General features: G+C 75.6%; 3 protein-coding genes. All 3 read right to left on the reverse strand.

Annotated elements, in window-relative coordinates:
- Positions 1–1696, reverse strand: a 1696-nt coding sequence (locus FA014_RS17805) for a polysaccharide biosynthesis tyrosine autokinase (RefSeq protein WP_154730966.1), incomplete at its 3' end; no start/stop codon positions are given.
- Positions 1693–2895 carry a glycosyltransferase gene (locus tag FA014_RS17810; RefSeq protein WP_154730967.1) on the reverse strand — a complete coding sequence of 401 codons (1203 nt, stop codon included), beginning with the start codon at positions 2893–2895 and terminating at the stop codon, positions 1693–1695. The genes FA014_RS17810 and FA014_RS17805, both read right to left, overlap by 4 nt.
- Entirely contained in the window at positions 2882–4546 is a 1665-nt protein-coding gene (locus tag FA014_RS17815) for a sugar transferase (RefSeq protein WP_154730968.1), read from the reverse strand. The genes FA014_RS17810 and FA014_RS17815 overlap by 14 nt, the downstream gene beginning before the upstream one ends.
- Positions 4547–4836 lie beyond the last annotated feature (290 nt).

Below are 4836 nucleotides of genomic sequence, written 5' to 3' on the forward strand. Positions count from 1 at the left end.
CGACGGCGTCGCCGTCCGCGGGCGTCGTCGCCGCGGCCGGGCCGTCGGCGGCGTCCGCGGCCTCGGTGGCGGCCGTCGACGGCGCGTCCGCGGCGTCGGAGTCCCCCGCCCGGGCGGTCTCGGCGTCCTGCGCCGGCTCGTCCGGGACCTCGTCGGCCCCGGCGAAGGCGTAGGTCGCCGCGTAGGTCGCCTCGCTGCGCTCCGTGGTGCCGTCGACCGACAGGCCGAGCAGCGCGGCGTTCGCGGCGCGCAGGCGCTCCGCGGACTCCTCGACCGCGCCGACGTGGGTGTGGCCCAGCGTCACCGCGAGCAGCACCCCGTCGGCGTAGGAGCCGAGGATGGTCGCGTCGGCCGCGACCAGCATGGGCGGGGCGTCGATGATCACGACGTCCGCCGTGGCCCGCAGCTGCTCGACCAGGGCGCGCACGTCGGCGGAGGCCAGGAAGTCGGCGGGGTCCAGCTCCGTCTGCAGCGCGGGGTGCACCGCCAGGTGCGGGATCGCGGTCGGCACCGCGGCGGTGCGGGCGCGGCCGCCTCCCCGGCCGGTGCGCACGGGGGCGTCGGCGTCGGCGGGCAGCAGCGCGTTGAGGCGCGGCTGGCGCAGGTCGCCGGACAGGACCACGACGCTCCGGCCGGACAGCGCCCAGGACGCCGCCAGGTTCGCGGCCAGGAACGACCGCGGGGTCTCGACGTCCGCCGCGGTCACGACGATCACGGCGCTGCCGGACTCGTTCTCGACCGCCGCCTGCAGCGCGGTGCGCAGCTCGCGGATCGACCGGGTGTACGCGGTGGCCTCGCGGCGGGCGACGGGCAGCGTGCCCTCGGCCTCCGCCGACTTCAGGGCGGCGCCGGTGCCGGAGAGCCGCGCGAGCACCGGGGCGCCGGCGGACCGGCGGGCCTGGCCCGAGGTGCGCACCTTGGTGTCCAGGCCGCGGCGGACCACCGCGAGGCCGATGCCGACGAGCAGACCCGCGAGGGCGGCGATCAGGTACACCAGGCTGCCGGGGAGGCTCACCAGCGCGCTGCCGACGGCGTTCTGCAGGATCGACGCGGGCGACGCCAGCAGCTGGGCCTGCGTGAGCTGGCCGGACAGCGTCTGGTACTGGTCCATCGTGGTGGAGTACTGCGCCTCGAGCAGGCCGTCGACCGGGTCCACCTGCGCGTTCGGGTTCGTCGCCGTCGTGGCCGCCGCGGCGGCGCGCCGGGCGTCGGTGATGGCCTTCTGCTGCTGGTCGATGCTGGTGGCGAGGTTGCTCAGCCGCTCCTGCATCGCCGCGAGGTCGTCGTCGAACTGCGCCTGGAGCGCGGCGACGTACGCGGTCGCGATCGCGTTGGCGCGGTCCACCGTCGCGTCGGCGTCGGGGCCGGTCTCGGTGATGATGACGTTGCTCGGGCTGTCGGTGGCGTACTCGGCGGTCGACGACGCGGCGAGCCCGTCCGCGAGGCGCGGGTCGCCGAGCTCCTTCGCCGCGGCCGCGGTCACCGAGTCGCTGGTCACCAGGCTCGGGTCGCTCTCCAGGCGCACGCCGGAGGCGGCGAGCGTCTCGGCGTCGACGATCTGGACGGTCGCCGTGCTCGCGTACTGCGGCTCCTGGCGGGACACGTAGAGGTACGCGCCGCCGAGCGCGGCGAGCACGGACACCAGCACCAGCCACTTGCCGAACCAGATGGTCCGGAACATGTCCTGCAGGGTCATCGGGAGCGCCTCTCGGTCGGGACGGGGTCGGGCCGGGCGGCTGCGTCGGGCCGTCCGGTCGCGCGCTCCTCGCGCACGACGCGGCGCAGCCGCTCGACGAACCGCTCGGCGGCGAAGTCGTCGGCGTGCGCGGTCAGCACCGAGGGGTCCCAGGTGCGGGCCAGCGCGCGCCCGGCGGCCTCGGCCACCAGGTCGGGGTCGGGGGCGTCGAAGAACTCCCCGGTGACGCCGTCGCGGACGGTGTCGAGGTACCCGCCGTCGCGGAGCACGACGGACGGGCGGCCGAAGGCGGCGGCCTCCAGCGGGGACAGGCCGTAGTCCTCGTACGAGGCGGCGACGAGGGCCGCGCTGTTCCGGTACAACCAGCGGAGCCGGGCGTCGTCCACCCGGCCCGCCAGGTGCACGCGGGGCAGGTCGCGCACCCGGTGCTCGAGCGCCGCACGCTCGGGGCCGTCGCCGACCACGACCAGCCGGGCACCCGGGGTGCGCCGCACGGCCTCGACCACGACGTCCACGTTCTTGTACGGCAGCAGCCGCGCCACGCACAGCAGGAACCCGGGCTCGACGCCGTCGACCGGCGTCTCCGGGCCGCCGGGCAGCATGGCGGGCGGCGGCGGCACGATCTCCGCCTCGATCCCGTACACCTCGCGGATCGCGCGGGCCGTGACCGTCGAGTTGGCCAGGTAGCGGTCGGCGGTGGCGGCCGCGCGCCGGTCCCAGGCCCGCAGCGCCGGGGCGAGCAGCCCGAGGGCCGCCGCGGCGAGCCGGCGCTGGGCACCGCCGGGGGCGTTGCCCGAACCGCCCTGCCGCGACGGGCCGAGGTACCGGTCCGACTGGTAGAGCCAGCGCGCCGGGGCGTGGCAGTAGACGATCTTGCGGCCCGAGGTCGGGAAGCCGTGCGCCCAGCCGGTCGACGACGCGAGCAGCACGTCCGCCTCGATCGGCGTCGCGCTGACGGCCGGGGCCAGCAGCGGCAGCGCCAGCCGGTGGTGCCGGCGCAGGACGCCGACCCGGTCCAGCGGGCTGGTGCGGACGTCGAGCGCCCCGAACTCGGGGAACGTGCCGTCCGGGTGGTAGAGCGTCGTGTAGAGGGGGGCCCCGGGGAACGCGTCCGCCATCACCAGCGCGACGCGCTCCGCGCCGCCGCGCTGCGTGGCGTAGTCGTGCGCCAGCGCGACCGCCCCGTCACCGCCCGCCATGGCCGCTCACGACGACGTGCACGGTGCGCCACAGGATCATCAGGTCGAAGGCGATGGACCAGTTCTCCACGTAGCGGAGGTCCAGCTTCACCGCCTCCTCCCACGCGAGGTCGGCGCGGCCGCTGATCTGCCACAGGCCGGTGAGGCCCGGCTTCACGAGCAGCCGGCGGCGCGCGGACTCCCGGTACTGGGCGACCTCATAGGGCAGCGGCGGCCGCGGGCCGACCAGCGCCATCTCGCCCTTGACCACGTTGATCAGCTGCGGGAGCTCGTCCAGCGAGTGCTTGCGCAGGAAGTGGCCGATCCGGGTGATCCGCGGGTCCCGGTCCATCTTGAACAACGGGCCGTCGGCCTCGTTCGCGGCGCGCAGGGCGGCCAGCCGCTCCTCGGCGTCGACCACCATGCTGCGGAACTTCAGCATGGAGAACTCGCGGCCCTCCTTGCCGACCCGGGTCTGCTTGAACAGCACAGGGCCGGGGCTGGTGAGCTTCACGGCGACGGCCGTGACGGCCAGCACCGGGGCCAGCAGGATCAGGGCGCCGAGCGCGAACGCCGTGTCGAACGCCCGCTTGGCGAGGATCCGGGACCGGCGGGACTCGGCGGCGTTCACGTGGATCAGCGACAGGCCGGCGGTCGGCTCGAGCGTGACCCGCGGGCCGAACACCTCGACGATGCCCGGGGCGACCACGAGCTCGGTGTCGGTGCGCTGCAGCGCCCAGGACAGCCGGCGCAGCGCCTGCCCCGAGAGCTCCGAGCCGGTGACGATCACGACGTCGAACTCGCCGTCCACCGCCACCTGCACCACGTCCGACACGGTGCCGAGCACCGGGACACCCAGCGCGGGCAGTGGGCCGTCGAACGACGGCACGCACACGCCGGCGATGTTGTACCCGTACTGCGGCAGGCCGCTCAGGTCGTCGACCACGTGCGTGATCGAGGACGCGTCGCCCACCACGAGGGTGCGGCGCATCGACTCGCCCTGCGCCCGGCGCTTGTGCAGCGACCGGCGCGCCAGGTGGCGGGCGCCGAGCAGCAGCACCGCGACCACCGGCAGCGCGAGGAACACGATCGTCCGGGGCACGTCCACGTCGGCGCCGACGGCGAAGACCGCCAGCGCGGCAGCGGTCAGCACGCCGCCGCGGATCACCGCCTCGAACTCCTGGTGCCCGTCGCCGATCACCTGGCGGTCGTAGCCGCGCTCCACCGCCACGAACGCGGTGTAGACGAGGCCGATCATCAGGCCCCAGGACAGCTGCAGCAGCGTCACGCCGTGCATGAGGAACAGCAGCAGGGTGGGCACGCACGTGGCCAGCACGACGTCCCGGGCCAGCGTCTCGACCTGGTAGGCGGCGTGCGACCCGCGCCAGCCCGAGGGCTCGGCGTGGCCGAGCGGCTCGTGGAACGGGCGGTCGGACGCCCAGGACAGCCGGGGGCCGCGGGTGTCGCGGCGGCGCTCGGCGGCGGCGGCGTGCTCGGCCGCGGCGCGCTCGGCTGCGGCGCGCTCGGCCGCGTACGGGCTCGTGGCAGGCTGCTCCGCGGGGCGCTCGACGGCTCCCGCGGGAACCGCCGTGCCGCTCGGTGCCGCCGTGCCCGGGGCCGCGACGTCGCGCTGCGGAGAGCGCGAGACGTCGTGATCGTCGAGCAGACTCATGTCGGATCCCCCAGGGCGGCTTTGGTGTGACTTGAGGCTATATCAGCGGGTTTGCCCCAGTCCGCCCGAAGTGTCCGTTTTCACCCCTTTCACACCCGTATGGGCGAGCGGCGTCGCTCTGACGTGCACGAACACCCCCGGACGGCGCTCTCCCGGGGCACCCGCTGCGGGTACCGGTGACCTGCACGAAGACACCTGACCAGCACCGACGCGGCGCCGTCCCGGCCCCCTCCGCGGGGGTCGCGAGGGCGCGGGCCGCCGCCTTTCACCCGGCCGCCGGACCGGCACCA

The organism is Cellulomonas hominis, from assembly GCF_005239125.1.
Classification (GTDB): domain Bacteria; phylum Actinomycetota; class Actinomycetes; order Actinomycetales; family Cellulomonadaceae; genus Cellulomonas; species Cellulomonas hominis_A.

Coding starts and splice junctions, on each gene's coding strand:
- FA014_RS17815 (WP_154730968.1), bottom strand. CDS start 4,546: ATGAGTCTGCTCGACGATCACGACGTCTCGCGCTCTCCGCAGCGCGAC.
- FA014_RS17810 (WP_154730967.1), bottom strand. CDS start 2,895: ATGGCGGGCGGTGACGGGGCGGTCGCGCTGGCGCACGACTACGCCACG.